Source organism: Brevundimonas fluminis, assembly GCF_003934285.1.
GTDB classification, from domain to species: Bacteria; Pseudomonadota; Alphaproteobacteria; order Caulobacterales; family Caulobacteraceae; genus Brevundimonas; species Brevundimonas fluminis.
The window spans coordinates 114691-132141 of record NZ_RQWJ01000006.1 but is presented as its reverse complement, the minus strand read 5'-3'; the positions used below and the strand labels follow the sequence as shown (position 1 = coordinate 132141).

At 69.6% G+C, this 17451-nt stretch carries 24 protein-coding genes and 1 pseudogene; 19 read left to right on the top strand and 6 right to left on the bottom strand.

What is annotated here, in order from left to right; translation table 11 throughout:
* Window positions 1-334, top strand: a pseudogene (locus tag EFJ44_RS13515) (phosphoglucosamine mutase); the annotation flags it as partial.
* A gap of 196 nt (window positions 335-530) precedes the next feature.
* Window positions 531-794: a hypothetical protein gene (locus EFJ44_RS13510; protein ID WP_125257755.1), complete on the top strand. Its 264-nt coding sequence runs from the start codon at window positions 531-533 to the stop codon at window positions 792-794.
* 149 nt (window positions 795-943) lie between these two features.
* Here EFJ44_RS13510 and EFJ44_RS13505 read toward each other — a convergent pair whose 3' ends face one another.
* Window positions 944-1429, bottom strand: coding sequence for a hypothetical protein (locus EFJ44_RS13505; protein ID WP_125257754.1), 486 nt, complete (start codon window positions 1427-1429; stop codon window positions 944-946).
* A 73-nt stretch (window positions 1430-1502) separates the two neighbouring features.
* On the opposite strand from EFJ44_RS13505, the gene EFJ44_RS13500 reads away from it, so the two are divergent.
* Complete coding sequence (locus EFJ44_RS13500) at window positions 1503-1880, top strand: helix-turn-helix domain-containing protein (RefSeq protein WP_125257753.1); 378 nt, start codon at window positions 1503-1505, stop codon at window positions 1878-1880.
* A 96-nt stretch (window positions 1881-1976) separates the two neighbouring features.
* Here EFJ44_RS13500 and EFJ44_RS13495 read toward each other — a convergent pair whose 3' ends face one another.
* Window positions 1977-2330 (bottom strand): VanZ family protein, encoded by a 354-nt coding sequence (locus EFJ44_RS13495; RefSeq protein ID WP_125257752.1) that lies wholly within the window; start codon window positions 2328-2330, stop codon window positions 1977-1979.
* A gap of 323 nt (window positions 2331-2653) precedes the next feature.
* On the opposite strand from EFJ44_RS13495, the gene EFJ44_RS13490 reads away from it, so the two are divergent.
* The 3 genes from EFJ44_RS13490 (at window position 2654) to EFJ44_RS13480 (ending at window position 4750) form a co-directional block, all read left to right on the top strand.
* Window positions 2654-3238, top strand: a complete 585-nt coding sequence (locus tag EFJ44_RS13490; protein ID WP_125257751.1) for a hypothetical protein — start codon at window positions 2654-2656, stop codon at window positions 3236-3238.
* A 124-nt stretch (window positions 3239-3362) separates the two neighbouring features.
* On the top strand, window positions 3363-3626 hold the full coding sequence (locus EFJ44_RS13485; RefSeq protein ID WP_125257750.1) for a hypothetical protein: 264 nt from the start codon (window positions 3363-3365) through the stop codon (window positions 3624-3626).
* A gap of 137 nt (window positions 3627-3763) precedes the next feature.
* A complete protein-coding gene (locus EFJ44_RS13480; protein ID WP_164511927.1) occupies window positions 3764-4750 on the top strand; it encodes a mannose-1-phosphate guanylyltransferase in 987 nt (328 codons plus the stop codon).
* Here EFJ44_RS13480 and EFJ44_RS13475 read toward each other — a convergent pair.
* Window positions 4741-5094, bottom strand: coding sequence for a VanZ family protein (locus tag EFJ44_RS13475; RefSeq protein ID WP_125257748.1), 354 nt, complete (start codon window positions 5092-5094; stop codon window positions 4741-4743). The two genes, EFJ44_RS13480 and EFJ44_RS13475, sit on opposite strands and share 10 nt — an antisense overlap.
* Window positions 5095-5158: 64 nt before the next feature.
* Here EFJ44_RS13475 and EFJ44_RS13470 point away from each other — a divergent pair, with 64 nt between their 5' ends.
* From EFJ44_RS13470 to EFJ44_RS13425, 10 genes are all read left to right on the top strand, one after another.
* Window positions 5159-6013, top strand: coding sequence for a metallophosphoesterase (locus EFJ44_RS13470; RefSeq protein ID WP_125257747.1), 855 nt, complete (start codon window positions 5159-5161; stop codon window positions 6011-6013).
* A gap of 91 nt (window positions 6014-6104) precedes the next feature.
* Entirely contained in the window at window positions 6105-6656 is a 552-nt protein-coding gene (locus tag EFJ44_RS13465; protein WP_125257746.1) for a TetR/AcrR family transcriptional regulator, read from the top strand.
* A 66-nt stretch (window positions 6657-6722) separates the two neighbouring features.
* Window positions 6723-6962: an aa3-type cytochrome c oxidase subunit IV gene (locus EFJ44_RS13460; RefSeq protein WP_125257745.1), complete on the top strand. Its 240-nt coding sequence runs from the start codon at window positions 6723-6725 to the stop codon at window positions 6960-6962.
* A 68-nt stretch (window positions 6963-7030) separates the two neighbouring features.
* Window positions 7031-8164, top strand: coding sequence for a Re/Si-specific NAD(P)(+) transhydrogenase subunit alpha (locus EFJ44_RS13455; RefSeq protein ID WP_125257744.1), 1134 nt, complete (start codon window positions 7031-7033; stop codon window positions 8162-8164).
* Window positions 8161-8388, top strand: a complete 228-nt coding sequence (locus EFJ44_RS13450; RefSeq protein ID WP_125257743.1) for a hypothetical protein — start codon at window positions 8161-8163, stop codon at window positions 8386-8388. Before EFJ44_RS13455 ends, EFJ44_RS13450 begins: the two co-directional genes overlap by 4 nt.
* A gap of 1 nt (window position 8389) precedes the next feature.
* On the top strand, window positions 8390-8728 hold the full coding sequence (locus tag EFJ44_RS13445) for an NAD(P) transhydrogenase subunit alpha part 2 (protein WP_125257742.1): 339 nt from the start codon (window positions 8390-8392) through the stop codon (window positions 8726-8728).
* Window positions 8725-9003, top strand: coding sequence for a hypothetical protein (locus EFJ44_RS13440; RefSeq protein ID WP_125257741.1), 279 nt, complete (start codon window positions 8725-8727; stop codon window positions 9001-9003). Before EFJ44_RS13445 ends, EFJ44_RS13440 begins: the two co-directional genes overlap by 4 nt.
* Window positions 9004-9021: 18 nt before the next feature.
* A complete protein-coding gene (locus EFJ44_RS13435; protein ID WP_125257740.1) occupies window positions 9022-10437 on the top strand; it encodes an NAD(P)(+) transhydrogenase (Re/Si-specific) subunit beta in 1416 nt (471 codons plus the stop codon).
* A 58-nt stretch (window positions 10438-10495) separates the two neighbouring features.
* Window positions 10496-11347, top strand: coding sequence for an alpha/beta hydrolase (locus EFJ44_RS13430; RefSeq protein WP_241209813.1), 852 nt, complete (start codon window positions 10496-10498; stop codon window positions 11345-11347).
* Between the two features lie 29 nt (window positions 11348-11376).
* A complete protein-coding gene (locus tag EFJ44_RS13425) occupies window positions 11377-11784 on the top strand; it encodes a DUF1801 domain-containing protein (protein ID WP_125257738.1) in 408 nt (135 codons plus the stop codon).
* Here EFJ44_RS13425 and EFJ44_RS13420 read toward each other — a convergent pair.
* Together EFJ44_RS13420 and EFJ44_RS13415 are read right to left on the bottom strand one after the other, a co-directional pair.
* Window positions 11781-13271: a tetratricopeptide repeat-containing sulfotransferase family protein gene (locus EFJ44_RS13420; RefSeq protein ID WP_125257737.1), complete on the bottom strand. Its 1491-nt coding sequence runs from the start codon at window positions 13269-13271 to the stop codon at window positions 11781-11783. The genes EFJ44_RS13425 and EFJ44_RS13420 overlap by 4 nt on opposite strands.
* A gap of 43 nt (window positions 13272-13314) precedes the next feature.
* A complete protein-coding gene (locus EFJ44_RS13415; protein ID WP_125257736.1) occupies window positions 13315-13536 on the bottom strand; it encodes a hypothetical protein in 222 nt (73 codons plus the stop codon).
* Between the two features lie 91 nt (window positions 13537-13627).
* On the opposite strand from EFJ44_RS13415, the gene EFJ44_RS13410 reads away from it, so the two are divergent.
* From EFJ44_RS13410 to EFJ44_RS13400, 3 genes are all read left to right on the top strand, one after another.
* On the top strand, window positions 13628-14608 hold the full coding sequence (locus tag EFJ44_RS13410; RefSeq protein WP_125257735.1) for a helix-turn-helix transcriptional regulator: 981 nt from the start codon (window positions 13628-13630) through the stop codon (window positions 14606-14608).
* A gap of 117 nt (window positions 14609-14725) precedes the next feature.
* Complete coding sequence (locus EFJ44_RS13405) at window positions 14726-15430, top strand: hypothetical protein (RefSeq protein WP_125257734.1); 705 nt, start codon at window positions 14726-14728, stop codon at window positions 15428-15430.
* Between the two features lie 71 nt (window positions 15431-15501).
* Window positions 15502-15969 (top strand): hypothetical protein, encoded by a 468-nt coding sequence (locus EFJ44_RS13400; protein ID WP_125257733.1) that lies wholly within the window; start codon window positions 15502-15504, stop codon window positions 15967-15969.
* A 45-nt stretch (window positions 15970-16014) separates the two neighbouring features.
* Here EFJ44_RS13400 and EFJ44_RS13395 read toward each other — a convergent pair whose 3' ends face one another.
* Complete coding sequence (locus EFJ44_RS13395; protein ID WP_125257732.1) at window positions 16015-17424, bottom strand: helix-turn-helix domain-containing protein; 1410 nt, start codon at window positions 17422-17424, stop codon at window positions 16015-16017.
* Window positions 17425-17451: the final 27 nt, after the last annotated feature.

The window sequence follows — 17451 nt, the reverse complement described above, 5'->3', positions numbered from 1 at the left end:
CACCACCGGCGACGGCCTGATGAGCGCCCTGCAGGTGCTGGCGGTGCTGGTCGCCTCGGGACGCAGGATGAGCGACCTCGCCCGACAGTTCGAGCCCGTGCCCCAGAAGCTGGTCAACGTCCGCTACGCGGCCGGCAAACCGCTGGAGGACGGGACTGTGAAGGCCGCCGTGGCCGAGGCCGAAGCGACGCTGACCGCCGGCGGGGGCCGCCTGCTCATCCGGCCCTCGGGCACCGAGAAGCTGATCCGCGTCATGGCCGAGGGCGACGACGAGGCGCTGGTGAAGCGGATGGTCGCTCAGGTCGCCGCCGCGGTGAAGGCGGCTGCGATGTGAGCAAGTCCGGACGACTTCAGCGGGCGGCGCCAAGAGGGTCTTGGCGAACGCCGATCGCTGATGTACTTGGGTCGACGCGCGGCCCATTACGCGCGTGCGGCCCGGCTGGCGCACTCCCCCCCAAACCCGAGCCGGCCGGGCCGCCGTCCGTGGGTTGGCTATTGGCGCTTGCGCCTGTTCAGGCCAGGTAGGCTTCATGGCCCGACACACCGCACAGGCGTTCACCAACGAGACGGTTCACATCGACGGTCAGACGTTCGTCGATTGCGACTTCAAGGACGCAAAGCTTGTCTATGAAGGCGGCGCGGTCCCTGTCTTCAGCGGCTGCACCCTTGCCGACTGCGAGTGGCGTTTCGAAGCCGCCGCAGAGCGGAGCTTGCAAGTGCTCCGGCTCATGAACGAGATCGGCCCGGCACAGCTACGTTCCGACATCGACCGCCTTACGGGCCGGAAGGCATGAGGGCCGAGGCCAAGGCCACTTGCCTTGTGCCAGATGATGTCGATGCCTTCGCCGACCAGTGGCTGACAACAACTGCCAACCGTTTGAGCGGCGGAAGCAGGGCCGTTCGAGGCTCGATCGCGGGTCCGGCGCGGCCACGCTTGGAATAGTCAGGCGGCGGCCAGGTCGCCAGCCGACGGCCGCGGCCCGGGACGTTCGCGGTGGCGGGCGGGCGGGATCTGCGGGGGTGGGGCCAGCATGCCATGGTGGGGCTGGAACATGCTGAGGTCGTCGGTCCAGATCGCGCCGTTGACGAAGACATGGATATCGTGCCCGGCCCTCGTCATGCGGAAGCGATCGAAACAGCGTCGCGCATTTGGACCGTCAGTCCGGGCGACCCGGTAACCGTAGCCTTTAAGATCCGTGGCCGTGCGCACCATCGGATGACTGGTGAGCTCGAACTCTTCGACGGCGTCAGCCCTTAGCCGGAGCGGCACTGTTTCGCCGTCTGCTGAACCGTCTTCGAGGCAACGCCGCACGCGGGCATTGCTCGCGGCCCGAAGATGGGTGGGCCAGCGGCCGGTGAGGTGCACGTAGGCGAGATAATCCACTTCGCGCTGTGCCGGTGTGCGCGCGGGGGAGGGCGGAACAGTCATCTGATGTCCTTTCAGTTGTGGAATCTCAGCATAAGACGGAACAGAAGTTGGTCAAGCAGAAGTGTCAGTTCCTTTGATCTGGTTCGGCGGCGGGCCATTACGGGATATGGGCGATGCGGCGACGGCGCTGGGGCGAAGGGTCAAGAGCTTGCGCAAGCTACGCTCGCTCAGTGTCGCCGACCTGGCGGCGGGGCTCAGCGTTTCGGAAGAATGGGTGCGGAGGATCGAGGCGGGCACGGGCCGACCAAGTCTCGAAACCATTGAGGCGCTCGCCGACCAGCTGGGCGTCCCCATCAGCGAGTTGTTCGAGCGGACGGACTCGGAATTCGACTCCAAAATCCTGCGCGTCGACGTCGCCGGCTTGAGCGGGACGGAGCGGGACTGGTTGGAGCGCCTGGTCCGGTTGGCGATCGATCACCCTGCCGGCGGCGTACAGCGGGACGACGAATGACGACGGCCGGCACTCCACCTGTCGGACCGGGCGACCAAGTCGGCAATGCCGGGGCTGACTGTCGCCAACCCCACGCAGGTTCGTGATCGAAGACGCTCAGACCTGTGCGCCCTCAGACTCGCCGCCTCGCTTCCCGCGCGGACGAAACCTGCGCCAAGCGGACCAAATGGTGAGTGCCGCGATCACTCCAAGCGCGTCGGCTGCGAAATCCCATACGTCCGCGTCCCTGCCGACTCCTGCCTGCAAAAGTTCGCTGAGCGCGCCCATAGCCAGCGCGACGCCGGCTAGAACGATGCGAGGAGAGCTTCTGAAGAGAACTCCCAGGGCCCACAGAACCAGGCCGAAGGCCGCGAAATGAGCGACTTTGTCGATCCCCGGCCGGGCCATCTCGATGGAAGTTGCCGGGCCGATCAGAAGAACCGCGACAGACAGGAGAACGATGATCGCCAAGAGGCGTGTCAAAACGGACAAAGTGGCCTCGGTGAAGGGCGACGGGTCGCAGGGTCGCCCTGAGGGCGACCGCTGTCACACCGACACCTAGTTCAGGAACGGCCCCACCGGCCATACGGTTCGTCCGGCGAAGTAAAATCGCGCCTGACCTGCATTGCACAAGCAAAACTTGTGGGCCAGTCGAGAGGCAGTCGAAAAGTCTGGTTGAGTCGATGACAGATTCAGTTCCACCCGTCCGGTCGCGGTCTCGTCCCCAGTCTCAACCCGAAGAGGGAGACGCGCGCCGTGAACGCCACAGTTGGGACCGAACGCGGGAAGAAGAGTTGGAAGAAGCGCAAGCGGAGGCGGGCCCTGGAGGATACTTCGCAACTGGACGGGCATCGGAGAAGTTCGCGGAGATCAAAGACGCGGTCGAGGAGCAGCTACAACCTTCAACCGCCTTAGAGCGCATTTTTGCCGAAGACGTAGTAAAGCTTACGTGGGAAGCCCACATGTATCGTCTCGCGCGCGGTGCGCTCATTCGAGCGCAGATGGCGGCTGTCGTGAGCACCAAAATGATTGAGACTGAACAAGAGGCTCGGCATGCGCAGAACCGCGAAGCCGGGTTACGAGGTCACCAAACCGCTCCCACCGTATCATCGGCACGCACCCGAATGTGGGCAATGAGGTATGTGACGGGGAAAACTACGGAAGACGAGATGCCGGATTTCCCATTGGAAACCTGGGACCGTCTTGAGCTGGAAGCTGCAGCGTACGCCGAGACTTTAGACGAGTTGACCAAGATTGACGTGCTCATCGCCAAAACCGAGCAACGACGGCATGCAGCCTTGCAGCAGTTCAGAGAAGCCGCTTCGCTGAGATCGGCACCTGCCTTGGTGCAACCGGTTGCAGAGCAGGGGGGTGTCTGACGCCTGTGCATCCCCTGCTGGGCGACGGAGAGGCAGCACGGGGCCACGCACTTCTGCGGGGAAAGCTCGATCCAGCAAGAACGCCGTCAAGCACGGCGTCCACGCGCGCCTCGATGACGATGAGGTGGCTCTTTTCCTGGCCTCGCTCGACGACCGATCAGACGAGTTGGCTCCCTCGGCCAGGTTGGCTCAGGCTCTCTTGTCGCTGGACCGTGCGCGCTTGGCGAAAGAAGCGGAGTTATTGGCTCTGGCGGACGATCAAGTCGTTCGCATCGCCGATGCCCTGAGGCGCCTGAACACCTTGGACGAATATGAGCGCAAGGCGAGGTCGCGGCTAAAACGAGAGTGGCGCGCCGTTCTTGCATCGAGTTTGGCAAAACGAACTTAGCGCGGAATGGTGCTTCTACAGCGCATCCCCAACGAACAGCAGGTCATGATCCCTGAACCTCCGACGTCCCATCAGTTAATCGCCCGGCCGGCGTGCGGAGATTTGATGACGGAGTTCCGCACCTTGGGCGCGTCGGCGTGAGCGTCGTCCCCGTCATCCTGTGCGGCGGCGGCGGCGCCCGTCTGTGGCCCGCCTCGACGCCGGCGCGTCCCAAGGGCCTGATGTCCGTGGGCGGACGCAGCCTGCTGAAGGCCACGCTCGAGCGCTGCCGCGGCCTGACCGACGCCCCCGCCGTGGTCGTGGCCTCGGCCGATCACGAGGCGGCGGTCCGCGACCTGCTGTCCGCCTGTCCGGATTCCGTCGACCTGCTGCTGGAGACCGCGCCGCGCGACACCGCTGCCGCCATGCTGGCCGGCGCCCGACTCGCCGCGGCCCGCGACCCGGAAACCGTCGTCGCCCTCCTGCCCTGCGACCACCACGTCGGCGACGAGACCGCCTTCCGCGCCGCCCTCGTGAAGGCGGGCGAGATCGCCCGCGACGGCCGGCTGGTCCTGCTCGGCGTCGTTCCCGACCGGCCATCCTCCGCCTACGGCCACATCCGACCGGAGGGACCGGGACCTTCGCCCGTCGCCGCCTTCGTGGAGAAGCCCGACCGCGCGCGGGCGGTCGAACTGACGTCGGAAGGCTGCCTGTGGAACGCCGGCATCCTCGTCGCCCGGGCCGACGTCCTCCTGGCCGAGGCGGATCGCCACGCCCCCGACGTCGCCCGCGCCGTCGCCGGCGCCGTGTCCGGCCCCGGCCGGCTTGGGCCGTCCTTCGCCGAGGCGCCGCGCATCTCCATGGACTACGCCGTGCTGGAGAAGACCGACCGCGCCTGGGTCCTGCCGGTCGACTTCGGCTGGTCCGACCTGGGCGCCTGGGACGCCGTCGCCGCCCATGCCCCCTCGGCCCCGGTCCGCCTCGTCGACGCCGACCGGGTCTGGGTCCAGGCGCCCGACGGCGTACAGGTCGCCGTCGTCGGCCTGTCGGACGTGATCGTCGTGGTCGAGGACGGCGCCGTCCTCGTCTGCGCCCGCGACGGCGCCCAGCACGTCCGGCGGGCGGCCGTCGAAGATCAGGGCTGACGCTTCAGCCAGTCGATCAACGGCGCCAGCCGCGGCGAGACCCACCAGCCGATCCCGGCCCCCACGGCGTCGGCGACCAGGTCCAGCAGGCTGCGCTCGCGGCCGACCCAGTCCTGCACGACCTCCACGCCCGCGCCGATCAGCACCGCCAGCAGCGCCGCCCCCAGCCGGTCGCGCCAGACCGGCCCCACCTGCAGGCTCAGGGTGATCGCCAGGAAGCCCAGCACGTGCCAGACCTTGTCTGCGAACGCCTCCGGCCCCGGCACGCGCACGTGCGGGGTAAGCATCAGGATCAGCAGGCCGAGGACGACCCCCCAGGCGGCGGCACGGACGAGCAGGCGCATCCGCCCCGACTAGCATGCGCGCCGCATTGAATCCTCCGACGCGAACGTGCATCGAGAGCGCGACATGTTCCGTGGTCTGTTCCGTAAATCTCCGCCGGCTCCGGCGCCCGCCGCGCCCGGCCGCGTGCCCCGCACCGGCCCGGACGGCACGGTGGTCTGGGCCATAGGCGACGTCCACGGCTGCCTCGACCTGCTGGACGGCCTGCTGCAGGCGATCGTGACCGACACCGACGACGACGACCGGCCGCGCACCGTGATCTTCCTCGGCGACTACGTGGACCGCGGCCCCAACTCGCGCGGCGTCATCGAGCGCCTGATCCAGATCGCCGACATGCCCGACGTGGACGCCCGCTTCATCCGCGGCAATCACGAGGACAAGATGCACGAGTTCCTCGACGACCCCTCGGTCGGGGCGACCTGGTGCGAATACGGCGGCGACGCCGCGCTGGCGTCATACGGCCTGGTGCCCCCCGCCATGCGCCACCGGCGCGAGGGCTGGGTCGCCCTCTCGGCCGACCTGGCGCACAAGCTGGGTCCGCGCGGTCGCCGCTTCCTCGAGGAGCTGGAGCCCAGCGTCACCCTGGGCGGCTATTTCTTCTGCCACGCCGGAGCCCTGCCGGGGGTGCCCCTCGACCAGCAGGCCGACCGTGACCTGATGTGGATCCGCGGGCGCTTCCTCAACGACGACCAGGCCTTCGACCGGGTGGTCGTCCACGGCCACACCCCGACGGAGGTCCCCCACGTCGACCATCGACGCATCGGCGTCGACACCGGCGCCTACGCCACCGGCGTGCTGACGGCCCTGCGCGTCGACGGCGACGACGAACGCTTCGTGCAGGCGTTCAGGGGCCCCGACGGGCGCGTCTCGATCCGGGAATGGATCGCGCCCGCCTCCGTCCTCGCGCCCGAACCGGCATGAACCGTAACGCTTGTTGGCGCCGTTCGGCTCGCCCATGTAGGATCAGGGGCCTTCGGAGAAGACGGATTTGACCTTCGTTTGCGGCCCACGGATGCGGAATTCGCTGGCGACGCGCGCGGCCCTGCTCGACGCGGCGGTGAAGCGGTTCGCGCGCGACGGCTACGACGACGTCGGCATGCGCGACGTGGCCGGCGACGTCGGCATCGACGCCGCCCTGGTGGTCCGCTACTTCGGCTCCAAGGAACAGCTCTTCGAGGCCGCCATCGACTCCTGCTTCGACGGCGAGCATTTCTGGGAGGGCGACCGCGCCGACTTCGGCCGCCGCATCGCCGACCAGCTGGTCTTCGGCGCCGCCAAGAAGCCGGGCAAGATGCAGGGTCTCTCCATCATCCTGCGCTCCCTCGGCTCGGCCAAGGCGCTGGAGGTCGTCCAGCGCTCCTGCGTCCAGGACTTCATGCAGCCCCTGACCGACTGGCTGGGCGGCGACGACGCCCCGGTCCGCGCCCGGCTCATGGCCGGCCTGCTGATGGGCATGTCCATCGGCCGCGAGATGACCGGCGGCCCCCAGACCCTGTCGCAGGAGCATTGCGAACTGCTGCGCGACCGCCTCGCCGATCTGCTCCAGTCGCTGGCCGACGGCTGACTTGAGCGCCGGGCCCCCGGCCGCTATGAGGGCCGCCAGATTCCGTTTCGCCCAGGACCCGACGACATGGCCGACCCGCACGCTTCCGGCGACTACCAGCGCGGCACGCAGGAGATCTCCGAGCAGGTCTCGACCTTCCACCTCGTCATGATGCTGACCAAGTGGGGCTCGCTGGGCACCGTGGCCGTGATCCTGTTCACGACCCTGATCCTGTCGACGGGCAACTTCTTCACCTCGTTCTTCTCGGCCATCGTCCTCGTCGTGCTGGGCGTCTTCCTGCTGCGCGAGAAGAAGAAGGCGCACTGAGCGCCGCTTTACGCCCCTTCACAAACCGGCCTAACGTCCATCCCCTGACCTGAGGGGAGGGGATTCGCTTGACCGTCGCCCTGGCCGTGACCCGCGAGCGCCGCGACGGCGAGACCCGCTGCGCCGTCACCCCCGACGCCGTGAAGAAGCTGACCGCGCTGGGCTGCACAGTGACGGTCGAGGCCGGCGCCGGTCTCGGCTCCTCCATCCCCGACGCTGAGTTCACGGCCGCCGGCGCGACCGTCGCCGCCGACACCAAGGCCGTCCTGTCCCACGCCGACGTCCTGTTGAAGGTCCGCGGCCCCACGGCCCAGGAGATCAGCGCCCTGAAGCCCGGCGCCGTCGTCGTCGCCCTGTTGGACGCATATCGCGAGAAGGATGGCGTCGCCGCACTGGCCAAGGCGAACGCCACCGCCTTCGCCATGGAGTTCGTGCCCCGCATCACCCGCGCCCAGGTCATGGACGCCCTGTCGTCGCAGGCGAACCTGGCCGGCTATCGCGCGGTCATCGAGGCGGCGCACAGCTACGGCCGCGGCTTCCCCATGATGATGACCGCCGCCGGCACCGTCGCGGCCGCCAAGGTCTTCGTCATGGGCGCGGGCGTCGCGGGGCTTCAGGCCATCGCCACCGCGCGACGTCTGGGCGCGGTCGTCACCGCCACCGACGTCCGCCCCGCCGCCAAGGAGCAGGTCGAGAGCCTCGGCGCCAAATTCGTCGCCGTCGAGGACGAGGAATTCAAGGCCGCCGAAACCGCCGCCGGGTATGCAAAGCCGATGTCCGCGGAGTATCAGGCCAAACAGGCCGAGCTGACCGCCTCGCACATCGTCAAGCAGGACGTGGTGATCACCACCGCCCTGATCCCCGGCCGCCCGGCGCCCCGCCTGATCACCGCCGCCCATGTCGCCTCCATGAAGCCCGGCTCCGTGATCGTCGATCTGGCCGTCGACAACGGCGGCAACGTCGAGGGCGCGAAGCCGGGCGAGGTCGTCACCACCCCCAACGGCGTCCAGATCGTCGGCTGGTCCAACCTGCCGGGCCGCATCGCCTCGGACGCCAGCGCCCTCTACGCCCGCAACCTGACCGCCTTCCTCGGCCTGCTGGTCAAGGACGGGGAGCTGGCGGTCGATCTGGAAGACGAGATCCTGAAAGCCGCCGTCGTCACCCACGGCGGCGCGGTGGTGCATGAGGGGGTACGGGGATGACGCTCAGCGATCGTCAACTCGACCGCCTCGCCAAGCTTGCGCAGCTTGTTCTGTGGGCGGGCGTAGGCCTCCTGCTCGTGTCGATCATTTCTTGGCAGCTTACCAAGATGGCCCTTGGAGGCACGACCCTGCTCAACTGGGCCGCAGGGTTGCTTGGTGTAGGGATCGTGGGTGACTGCACCGCAAGGACCATCAAGATGAAACGCAGACAGCGGGAAGGCTGAGATGGAACACGTCGACCCCACCGTCTTCCGCCTGGCCATCTTCGTGCTGGCGATCTTCGTCGGCTACTACGTCGTCTGGTCGGTCACGCCGGCGCTGCACACGCCGCTGATGGCCGTGACCAACGCCATCTCCAGCGTCATCGTCGTCGGCGGCCTGATCGCCGCGGCGGCCATGAGCGGCGACGCCACGGGCGCCAACGCCTGGGTCGCCAAGGGCGCCGGCGTCGCCGCCGTGACCCTGGCCAGCGTCAACATCTTCGGCGGCTTCATGGTCACGCGCCGCATGCTGGCCATGTACCGCAAGAAGGAACGGCCGAAGCCGGAGGCCGCCAGGGCATGACGCTGGACCCGGTCCGCCTCGCCGTCGGCGCCGCCTGGCTGTCCGCCGTGGCGGGTCTGGGCCTGTGGGTCTGGATGGCGTGGCGCTGCGACTGCGCCATCACCCGGATGCGGCTCTACGACTGCGGCGTGGTGCTGGTCTTCTCGGCCGTCCTGACCTGGCTGCTGGTCAAGACCGAGCCGATGAACGCCTTCGACTGGGCCATGGTCTTCCTCGGCCCCCTGTTCATCGCCGCCGCCCTGTGGCGGCTGAACCGCACGCGGCTGGGTCGATAGAATGAGGAGAGGGACGGCATGAACGCTTCCGTCGCGGCCCTGGCCTATCTGGCCTCCGGCGTCCTGTTCATCCTCAGCCTGCGCGGCCTCTCCAGTCCGGAGACCAGCCGTCGGGGCAACACCTACGGCATGATCGGCATGGCCATCGCCGCCGCGGTGGCGTTGGGCACGGTCTGGACGACCGGCGCGCTGGACCCGCTGACGCTGGGCCTGATCGCCGGCGGAGTCATCGTCGGCGGCGGAGCGGGGGCCCTGATCGCCGCGCGGGTGCAGATGACCCAGATGCCCCAGCTGGTTGCCGCCTTCCACAGTCTGGTCGGCATGGCCGCCTGTCTGGTCGCGGTCGGCGCCGTCTATGCCCCCGACGCCTTCGGCATCGCCACCGCCGACGGCGGCATCAAGACCCTGTCGCTGGTCGAGCTCAGCCTCGGCGTCGCCATCGGCGCGATCACCTTCACCGGCTCGGTCATCGCCTTCGCCAAGCTGAACGGCAACATGTCCGGCGCGCCGATCCTTCTGCCCGCGCGCCACCTGATCAACATAGGTCTGGCGCTGGGGCTGGTCTTCCTGATCGGCATCCTGATCGGAACGCAGGGTTCGGCGACCTGGGCCTTCTGGGGCGTCTTCCTGATCGCGCTGATCCTCGGCGCCACCCTGATCATCCCCATCGGCGGCGCCGACATGCCCGTCGTGGTGTCGATGCTGAACTCCTACTCCGGCTGGGCCGCCGCCGCGCTGGGCTTCACCCTGGAGAACATCGCCCTGATCATCACCGGGGCTTTGGTGGGCAGCTCGGGCGCCATCCTCAGCTACATCATGTGCAAGGGGATGAACCGCAGCTTCTTCAGCGTGATCCTGGGCGGCTTCGGCGGCGACGCGGCCGCCGGCGCCTCCGGCCATGTCGAGACGCGCCCGGTCAAGCAGGGCTCGGCCGACGACGCCGCCTTCATCATGAAGAACGCCTCCAAGGTCATCATCGTCCCCGGCTACGGCATGGCCGTGGCCCAGGCCCAGCACGCGCTGCGCGAAATGGCCGACAAGCTGAAGGAGGAGGGGGTCGAGGTGAAATACGCCATCCACCCCGTCGCCGGCCGCATGCCGGGCCACATGAACGTCCTGCTGGCCGAGGCCAACGTCCCCTATGACGAGGTCTTCGAGCTGGAGGACATCAACGCCGAGTTCGCCTCGTGCGACGTCGCCTTCGTCATCGGCGCCAACGACGTCACCAACCCCGCCGCCAAGACCGACCCGACCAGCGCCATCTACGGCATGCCCATCCTCGACGTCGAGAAGGCCGGCACCGTCCTGTTCGTCAAACGCGGCATGGCCGCCGGCTACGCGGGCGTCGAGAACGAGCTCTTCTTCCGCGACAACACCATGATGCTCTTCGCCGACGCCAAGAAGATGGTCGAGGGGATCGTGAAGGGGCTTTAGGGGCGTGGCTTCCCCATCCCATCGTCGCTGGCGTTCACTTCTCGGCGTCGCCGGTGCCGTGGCGGTCGCCTACTTGACCGTGATCGGCCTGCTGTACGTCAACCAGCGCAGCCTGCTCTACCACCCGGTCGCGGCGGGGGCCGGGCCGGATCGCGACGGCCCTCCGATCCAGATCGTCCGCTTCCGGACCACCGACGGCGAGACCCTCGTCGGCTGGTGGCTGCCGGCCCAAGACGGGCGCCCGACCATACTGTTCTTCAACGGCAACGCGGCCGGGCTGGCCATGCAGCGGGGCCGATGGACCCGTCTGTCGGACGCCGGCGTCGGTGTCCTCGCCGTCGCCTATCGCGGCTACGACGGTTCGACCGGTCGGCCGACCGAGGCGGGCCTGCATCAGGACGCCCGCGCGGCCTACGCTTGGATCACCGCGCGCGTGCCGCCTTCCGACCTCGTCATCCACGGCTTCTCTCTGGGCACCGGCGTTGCGACCCGCCTCGCGAGCGAACGCCCGGCGCGGGCGCTGGTGCTGGAGGCTCCATTCACGTCCGCGTCCGACGTCGCGGCCCGGGCCTATCCGTGGGCGCCCGTCCACCTGCTGATGCAGGACCGGTTCCTGTCGCGGGACCGGATCGACCGGGTCCGTATGCCCCTGCTCGTCCTGCACGGCGACCGCGATACGGTGGTCCCCTTCGCGCAGGGCCGCGCGCTCTACGATCTGGCCCGTCCCCCGAAGCGGTTCGTCCGCATGATCGGCTCCGACCACAACACGCTGACCCGCGACGGCGGCTACGATCACATCCTGGAGTTCCTCGGCGTTCCGGCCCGGGAGACCACGGTCTACGAGGGCCGCGCGTCCGAAACGGAAATCGTCCGCGCGTGCGGTGACGCCGCGGCCGCCGTGGTCTGCTAGGATCGGGCGTCCCCGCGGAGACCTGACCCATGGCCGCCGAACCCAAGACCCGCCCCACCGACGTCCCGGTCGCCGACTTCATCGCCTCGATCGAGCATCCGACGCGCCGCGCCGACGCCGAGGTGGTGTGCCGCATGCTGCAGGAGGTCTCGGGTCAGCCGCCGGTCATGTGGGGCGACGCCATCGTCGGCTTCGGCAGCTACCGCTCCCCCACCGGCGACTGGCCGCGCATCGGCTTTTCGCCGCGCAAGGCCAACCTGTCGCTCTACGTCCTGTCCGGCTCGCCCGACGTCGCGCCGCTGCTGGCGAAGCTGGGCAAGCACAAGACCTCGGTCGCCTGCCTGTACGTCAACAAGCTGGCGGACGTGGACCTCGACGTCCTGCGCGAACTGGCCGCCACCACCTGGGCCGCCATGGCCCGGAAATACCCGACCTAGCGCCCCTCATAGGCGTCGAAGAACGGCTTCAGCCGGTCCTCGTACCGCTTCCACGCCGTCGCCGACTTCGAGTACAGCGGCTTCCTCACCTGGGCGAAGCTGGCGGTGGTCACGGCCCGGTCGGTCTTGTGGAAGTCCCGCACCTGGTCCTCCCACGGCAGGCCGACGTGGTCGAGGATCTTCCGCATCCACCTGTCCGGGTCGGCCACCAGTTCCTCATAGGGCACGGTCAGCAGCGTTCCGGGCGGCAGCACCTTCGTCCAGTGCGCGTGCAGCCGGTCCTCGCCGCGGAAATGCCGGCCGATGTGCTCCAGCGACCGCGTCCAGTCCGCGCCCCGGACGAACCGCGTCCGGAAGCAGGACCAGGCGATCCCCGCCGGGTGGCGCCGCAGCCAGATGAATTTCGCGTTCGGCAGGCACTGGTGGATCAGGCCCAGGAACCGCGTCTGGCTCAGGCTCTTGTCGACGACGCGCCCCGCCTTGCCGAACCGCTCGTCCAGCAGGTGCAGGTACGACCGCGCGATCCGGCCGGCCAGGGTCTCGCCCCCCGGCCGCGAGAAGACCTCCCGCACAGTCGACGGCGTGTATCCCGGGATGTTCATCGCCGCGTGGCGGAACACCTGCACCTCGGCGCCGTCGTGCACGGCCGAGTGGCTGACCAGGATCTGCTCGACCAGGGTGGTCCCCGACCGCGGCAGGCCCAGCACCAGGATCGGGCGGTCGCTCGCCTCGTCGCTCTTCGGCAGGCCGTCGATGAAGGCGCGGTCATAGCCGCCGGTCACCTCGTCGACGAAGCGGTCGGCCTCGTCCGGATTGTAGTGGCTGTCCGGCATCTGCAGCCGCCCCGCCTCGGCGAAGGCGTCGAAGGCCCGGTCGACCTGGTCCGTGTCGTCATAGGCCTTGCCCAGGGCGTACAGCAGCACGACCCGGCTCATGCGCCGCTCGGGCGCCGTGCCGATGCGCGCCAGCAGGGCCTCCATCGCCGGGATGTCCGGATCGCCGGGCGTGAACTTCTTGATCCCGGCCAGCACGGCCCAGGCGTTCTCCGCCCCCATGGCCACCGTCGGCAGGTCCAGGATGCGGCGCAGGAGGGCGGTCGCCTCCTCCTCCTCGCCGAACTGCACGTGGATGGTGGCGAGGAAATGCAGCGCCGACGGGTCGTTCGGCCGCTCGCGGACCAGCGCCCTGGCCTCTCGCATCGCCTCTTCCGGCCGTCCGTTCTGGCTCAGCATGTTGGCATAGGCCTGGCGGTGCTCGGGCGTCGGCGCCGCCGCGATGGCGCGGCGCGCGGCCGCCAGGGCGATGCTCACCTCGCCGATGGAGTCCGCCATGCGCGACACGGACATCCACTTCACGCCCAGCGGCGGGTCCGCCTGGATCGCCCGCGCCAGCAGGGCCGCGCAAGCGTCCCGGTCCCGCGCCTTGAAGGCGGCCACCGCGGCGTTCACGGCCTGCGCGCCGTCCAGGGTCTTGATCGTGTCCGTCATGCCCTCCGGCTACCGGGCGGGCGCCGCGGGGGCAAGGCCCGGATCACGCCGCCATACGCATCGGCTCGGAGTCCAGCGCGGCGCGACCCTCGTCCCACAGGGCGTCCTCCTCGGTCCAGCGCGCGACGGCGCGGCGGTCGATGACGTCGACCACCTGCTCCTCCAGACGGTCCCAGATCACGGCCAGATCTTTCGACCGGCCCTCGCACGGGACGACCATGTAGCGGGCTTCGGCGACGGCGGCTTGGGGGTGGAAGGCGGTCATTGGCGAGGTCTCCGGCTCGGGGGCGACGTGTCGATGGGACCCTTATGAAGCGGCGTTGCGTCAGAAACGGTCGTAGTGTACCGAGGCGCCCATGCGGCATGAGAAGGCGGGTCTGGTCCTTGAACTGGCGCGGCGCATGGCGGCGTCGGCCGAGGGCCTGACGCTGGACGAGATGGCTCAGGAAATGGGCGTCGGCCGCCGCACGGTCGAGCGCATGCGCGACGCGGTCATGGCGCTGTATCCGCTGGCCGAGGAAGTCTCCGACCCTCCGACCAAGCGCTGGCGCATCCGCGGCGGCCTGTCCGGCTTCGAGCAGGCGCCGACCATGCCCGAGCTGGTCGAACTGTCCCGCGCTGCGCAGGGCCTTCGCGCGACCGGGGAACCCGCCCGCGCCGCCGCCCTCGAAAGTCTGGAACGCAAGATCAAGGCCGCCATGCGCGCCTCGGTCCTGACCCGCATCGCCCCGGATCAGGAGGCGCTGATGCGCGCCGAAACCCTGGCCGTCCAGGCCGGCCCCCGCCCCTCGTCGGACGAGGCCGTGCTGGCCGAGATCCGCCAGGCCGTGCTGGCCCAGCGCCCGCTGGGCTTCACCTACAGCCGCCCGGGCGCCGAGGCGCGCCGCCGCACCGTCGCGGCCTGCGGCCTGATGTTCGGCCGCGCCAACTATCTGGTCGCCGCCGACCTGACGTCCGGCAAGATCCAGACCTTCCGCCTCGACCGGATGGCCGCCGTCCGCGCGGAGGAGGGGACCGCCCCGCCCCCCGCCGACTTCGACCTCGGCGCCTTCGCCGCCCGCAGTTTCGGCATCTATCAGGACGCGGTCGAGGACGTCGTGCTCAGGGTGGCCCCCGGCGAGAAGGCCGAGGAAGCCCGCGCCTGGCGCTGGCACCCCACCCAGACGCTGGAGGACCAGCCCGACGGCGGCGTGATCGTCCGCTTCACCGCCTCGGGCATGCGCGAGCTCGCCTGGCACCTCTTCACCTGGTCGGGCTCGGTGACCATCCTCGCGCCGGAGCGGCTGAAACAGGTCATGGCCGACGAACTCGCGGCGGCGCGGGCGGCGCTGGGCTGAACATGCGCCTCTCCCTCCCGGCGGGGAGGGTGGCGCGCGGCGCCGGGCAGGAGCGACGCGGCGAGACAGGCCGAACGCCCGCCTTGATCGCCGCCCGGCCCCGTGCAGGATCGCCCCATGTCCGTCGCGCTCGCCCTCTCCGCCGCTCTGGCCTCGGTCGGTCCTGATCCGCTTTCCGCCGCGGACCTGCCCGCCGTGCTCGGCAAGGGCTGGTGGTGCAGCTGGGACGAGGTGGAGAACGGCTGTGCTTTCATTGACCGCTACGACTTTCGCCGCGGCGTGATCGAGACCTGTGGCGGCACCGAGATCGCGTGGATCCAGACCGCCATCGACTGGGGGCGTCGCGACGGTCTGCCGTCGGTCCAGCGTGTGCTCCCGGTGCTGGATCGGTTGCAGGCGCAGGCCCGGAGCATGGACGCCGACCGGATCAAGTTCTGCTGGACCCGCGCCTTCAAACGGGAAGGCGACGCCCTTTGCGCCAGCGAGTGGAGCACCGAGGGCAAGCCCGAAATGCGCCTTTCACGCTCCGGCGCGTGGCGCGACCCGGAAGACCTGCTGATCCCGTCGGCCGACGCCGAAGCCTACTACCGGCTGTGGGCCGACGCCTTCGCCGACATGGCGGCGGCCATTCCGGAGACACGTCGAGGCGATCCGGAGGTGAAGGCGTTCCTCGCCGGCGTCTCGAGCGACTGGAGCTGTTTCGCCTTCTCGAGCCGGTCCGACGGGACCGTGGTGCGCGCGATCTCGGGCCCTTCTCCCTACGAATCCGTCCTCCGGCCGCTCGCGAGGCCGGAGGACGGCGTGTTGATACCGCGAGGCTGAGGCGAAGGACTGCGCGCTCATGCCGGGCTCTCACGTCCGCTTCTGACGCAGCGGCGCCGCATGCTTCCCGCATGACCGACGCGACCTGTGACGGCCCGATCTCCGGCGACGATCTGTGGGACGTCGCGCGACAGCTCTATGACGCCGGATACACAGGAAAGATGATCTGCGAGGATCTCGGTCTCGCCCCCACCACTTTCTGGCGCCGCGCCCGGCAGGAGAACTGGCTGCGGCGCGATCGTCGCGTCGCGCCCCCCGAACCCCTGGACATGGCGGCCCCGGTGCAGGAGGCGTCGGACGCGGCCGACCTCGCCTGGCGACGCATGACGCAGGCCTTGGAAGCGGGCCGCGCCGTCGAGGCGATGCGCTGGCGTCGCCTGCACGCCGAACTGGTGGGCGGAGAGGCACGGGCGGACTCCCGTCAGCGCAGGCAGACGAGAGAGCGGATGGACGAGCTCTCCGATCGCGCCCGGCTGATCGAGCGGCACGCGGCGGCGGCGCTCGGCGTCAAGCGTCTCGAAGACCTCGCCGACGACTGAGTGGAAGAAATGGGAGTCTTTTTTTGTGGACTCCCACTCCCGTTTTCACCCGCCCCGAAACGGATACGGGCTCACGGACTTGGCCCAGTCGTCGACCGCCAGCGGGCGGTCCAGCGGCGGGGCCGCCCGTTCGGCGCAGGGGTGGCGTGGGCACAGACGACAGGCCGGGCCGATCGGCGTCACCTGCGGCGCCGCCAGATCCAGTCCGCGCGCGGCAGCCAGCCGGGGCGCGTGGCGCAGCTCGCACCCCAGGCCGATCGCCAGGTCCTGTCCCTCGCCGAAGCCGTCATGACCCTGACGATCCACCGTCCGCGCCATCGTGAACCAGCGTCCGCCGTCCGGCGTCTCGACGATCTGCGTCACCACGCGTCCCGGCGTGCGGAAGGCCGAGAACAGCCGCCAGCGCGCGCACGACCCGCCGAACCGGGCGAACGGAAAGGCGTCGGCCGCATACCGCTTGGACACGTTCCCCGCCTGGTCCACCCGCATCAGGAAGAAGGGCACGCCCCGCGCGCCGGGCCGCGACAGCGTGGTCAGCCGATGCGCGGCCTGCTCATAGCTGACGCCGAACCGCGCCTGCAGCCGTCCGAGGTCGTATCCCGTGGCCTCCGCCAGCGCGTGGAAAGCCCCGTAGGGCATCAGCATGGCCGCGGCCAGGGCGTTGGTCAGCGCCGTCTTCAGCAGTCGCCCGGCGCCTTCGTCCGGCGGGGCGGCCGCGGCGACCATGGCTTCCAGCTCGGGGCCGTGTTCGGTCAGCGCCAGCTGATAGGCCACCGCGAACGCCCGGGACGACGGCCCCAGCGTCTCGGTCAGCAGCAGGCGCTTTCGGTGGGGGTCGAACCGGCGCGTCCACTCCACCATCACCTCGGCCGGCACGGTGCGGACGGTCAGGTCGTGCCGCCCCTTCAACCGCGCCCGGGCCCGCGACTCGAACGGCTCGCCGGGCGCCTCGGCCTCCAGGTCCGCCGCCAGCGTCTCGCCCAGCGCGTCCAGTTCGGGGAAATGATTGCGCCGCCCCTGCACGTGCTCGCGCACCCAGTCGGCGGGGCCTTCGACGGCGTCCTGTCCCAGCGTCGCCTGCGCCGTGCGCCGCGCGTCGTGGGCCCGGAACAGCCGCAGAAGCGCCTCGGCCAGCGCCGGCTGGTCGTCGATCAGCTGCACGATCTCGTGGCGCGGAACGTCCAGCCCGGCCAGCACAGGATCGGCCAGCGCCTCCCGGATCTGCGCCTCGTCCGCGGCCCCGTCGCGCCCCAGCGCCCTCAGGTCGACGTCGTAGGTCTCGGCCAGCCGCAGCAGGAGCTGCGCCGACACGGCCCGCTGGTTGCGCTCGACGTGGTTCAGATAGCTGGGCGACACGCCCAGATCGACGGCCATCGCCGTCTGGGTCAGCCCCAGATCCCGCCGCAGCCGCTTCAGCCGGCCGCCCAGGAACAGCTTCTTCTCGGCCGCGTCCATCAGTCGAACGTGTCACAATACGACTTA